This is a genomic window from Polynucleobacter sp. (assembly GCF_040400325.1).
Classification (GTDB): domain Bacteria; phylum Pseudomonadota; class Gammaproteobacteria; order Burkholderiales; family Burkholderiaceae; genus Polynucleobacter.
In genome coordinates, this window is sequence record NZ_JBBAQK010000033.1 from 1 (window position 1) to 2802 (window position 2802).

Annotated in this window: 2 protein-coding genes; both read left to right on the forward strand. The window is 44.3% G+C overall.

Annotation, left to right across the window (positions count from 1 at the left end; translation table 11 throughout):
* The first annotated feature begins 201 nt into the window (after positions 1–201).
* Complete coding sequence (alsS, locus tag ABWP14_RS11325) at positions 202–1878, forward strand: acetolactate synthase AlsS (protein WP_353203078.1); 1677 nt, start codon at positions 202–204, stop codon at positions 1876–1878.
* A 5-nt stretch (positions 1879–1883) separates the two neighbouring features.
* Positions 1884–2735 carry an acetolactate decarboxylase gene (budA, locus tag ABWP14_RS11330; protein WP_353203079.1) on the forward strand — a complete coding sequence of 284 codons (852 nt, stop codon included), beginning with the start codon at positions 1884–1886 and terminating at the stop codon, positions 2733–2735.
* The last annotated feature ends 67 nt before the right edge of the window (positions 2736–2802 follow it).

The following is a 2802-nucleotide window of genomic DNA, read 5'->3' on the forward strand; positions in this document are numbered from 1 at the left end:
CGGCCAATAAGGGACGGTCACACCCCAGCTTATTTTGCTCAAATTAACAGATATTTTTTATATCTATGTCCGTTTTTACCCCCATCACAATGTTTATTTAAATGTGCACCTCAATTGGGCAAGATTAGCTGCTAAACCATAGCTATTGAGCTATTATCTTTTTTGTAAATCTTATCACCATATCAACTTAAATCAGCCAATATGACAACTCACCCTAATAATCCCAAAAACTGCGCTAATGCCATTGTTAAGATGCTCGAAAATCATGGGGTTACACATGTATTTGGTATCCCCGGTGCAAAAATTGACAGCCTCTTTCTTGCTCTGAAGCATTCCAAAATTGAATTAATTATTTGCCGCCATGAGCAAAATGCAGCTTTCATGGCAGCAGCATTTGGACGCCTGACTGGCAAAATCGGTGTCTGTATAGCAACATCTGGACCGGGCGTTACCAATTTGACTACTGGACTGGCGACCGCCACAAGTGAGGGAGACCCTGTTTTAGCTATTGGTGGTGAGGTGCCTGTCGACGAGCGATTGAAGAAAACACATCAGTCACTTGATACCACTGATTTAATGAAATCAGTCACTAAGCTTTCTGTAGAGATGGTAACTCCTGATCAGGTTGGCGAATTGATGGGTAATGCCATTCGGGTTGCTGAAAGCGGACGTCCTGGCGCTGTATTTTTGTCGCTACCTAGAGATGTTAGTTTGGCAGACTATCCTGGTGATGTTGATGCTACTTGGGGCAAGAGGCTCCCAATGGGTCCTGCGGCAAAGTCCACTATCAACGAAGCTCTCGATATTCTAAAGAAGAGTAAGCGTCCCATTGCTATTCTCGGTATGCAGTCATCGAGTCAGGATACATCTGATGCATTAATCAATTTCTTTAAGAAATCTGGGATCCCCTATGTTTCAACCTTTCAGGGGGCAGGTGGATGGGTTGCATCGTCCAGTGGAGCAACTTACGCAGGACGTATTGGTTTATTCCGCAATCAACCTGCAGATAAGTTACTTGATCAGGCAGATGCAGTACTCACTATTGGTTACGATCCAATTGAATATGATCCTTCTATTTGGAACACTAACTTGAGTCGTCCAGTTATTTGCCTAGATTCCATCGCTGCTTATCAGGATAATGCGTTCCTACCAACCATAGAATTAATTGGTGGCATAGGCGAGTCTTTGGATGCGCTCACTGCTGGAATTGTGACGCAAATTGATTCAGCATTTATGTCGGCCGCCAAAGTAGCTATCAAAGAGGTTGGTGATACCCTAGAGGAGGGTAAGTTAATGAACAAGTTTCCTGTTGAGCCTCTTCGTCTTGTCTATGAGCTTCAAAAGCAAATAACACCTGATACACATGTAGCTCTTGATGTAGGCTCTAACTATATTTGGATGAATCGTTATTGCGCTGCTGACCAGGCACGAAAAGTTTTAGTGAGCAATGGTCAGCAAACACTCGGTGTTGCTCTTCCTTGGGCAATTGCGATGAGTCTACTTTATCCCGGCGAAAGAATCCTCTCCTCATCTGGAGATGGTGGCTTCTTATTTACTGCAACCGAGTTGGAAACTGCCGTGCGTGTTGGTGCCAAATTCGTTCACGTTATTTGGGATAGCCGTTCTTATGATATGGTCGGTTTTCAGGAGCAAGCACGCTACGGCGAAACGGCTGGGGTTACGCTTGGTTACTATGACCCGGTCAAGTTTGCAGAATCTTTTGGTTGCAAGGGCTATAGCATTAAGTCCGCAGATGAGCTTCCAGATATTTTTGAAGAAGCTTTCAAATATGACGTACCCGTTCTCATTCATGTCCCTGTTGACTACAGTCTGAATGAGCGTCTAATGCAAGACGTTGCTCAGAGCTTTGTTAACTAATCACCATGGCAAAGTCAAACATACCAGGTAGCCAGGCCCTCAACATTAATGTCTCTGAGTCGCTCTATAACGCATTGCAAAAGCGCTTTGCTTCGACTGGCGATACTATTGATCATCTGGTCCAAGATTCGCTAGCAAAGGCGCTTGGTTTGGAACATCACACGCTGTATCAGGTGTCAACTTCGACTGCCTTAGTGCAAGGTGTTTATCAGGGGTGTGTCACGGTTGGAACGATTAAGGAGCATGGCAATTTTGGTCTAGGCACTTACGATGCTCTTAATGGTGAAGGTCTAATGCTCGATGGACATGTTTATCAAGCATTGGCGGATGGGTCGGTTGTTGAGCCCCTAGATTCTGCGACAGCCCCTTTTTGGGTAAGCGCTGAATTTGAGGCTGATCGCAGTGTAATGATTGACTCGGTGAATAGTTGGGAGGATCTTTGTAAGCAGATTGATTCCCTTCGTCGCTCTGAAAATCTCTTTACTGCAGTTCGTATCGATGGCATCTTTGATGAAATTCATTATCGGGTTGCATGTAAGACTGCGCCTGGTACTGACCTTGTTGCTGCAACAAGTCATCAGGGAGATTTTAAGTTCACGAATATGTCTGGAACTTTGCTTGGTTTTTGGTCGCCTACCTATGCTAAAAGCTTCAACATATCTGGCTATCATCTCCATATTCTCTCCAGCGACCGTCAACATGGAGGTCATGTACTAGACATCAAGGCTAAGAATCTAAAATTGCAAGTGATGGATGCTGATAATTTGGCGATAGCCTTGCCAGAAACGCCAGGATTTCTTAAAGCAGATTTATCTGGTGATCCTACGGAAGCGCTTAATAAGGCAGAGCGGGGATAAAAAAGTAAAACTTCTTGGATACATTGTTATCTTCATTACTGGAATAGTCTACCTCCACTGATCACTT

Excerpts from the sequence above, each read along its gene's own strand:
- budA (WP_353203079.1), top strand. The coding sequence starts at position 1,884 with ATGGCAAAGTCAAACATACCAGGTAGCCAGGCCCTCAACATTAATGTC.
- alsS (WP_353203078.1), top strand. The coding sequence starts at position 202 with ATGACAACTCACCCTAATAATCCCAAAAACTGCGCTAATGCCATTGTT.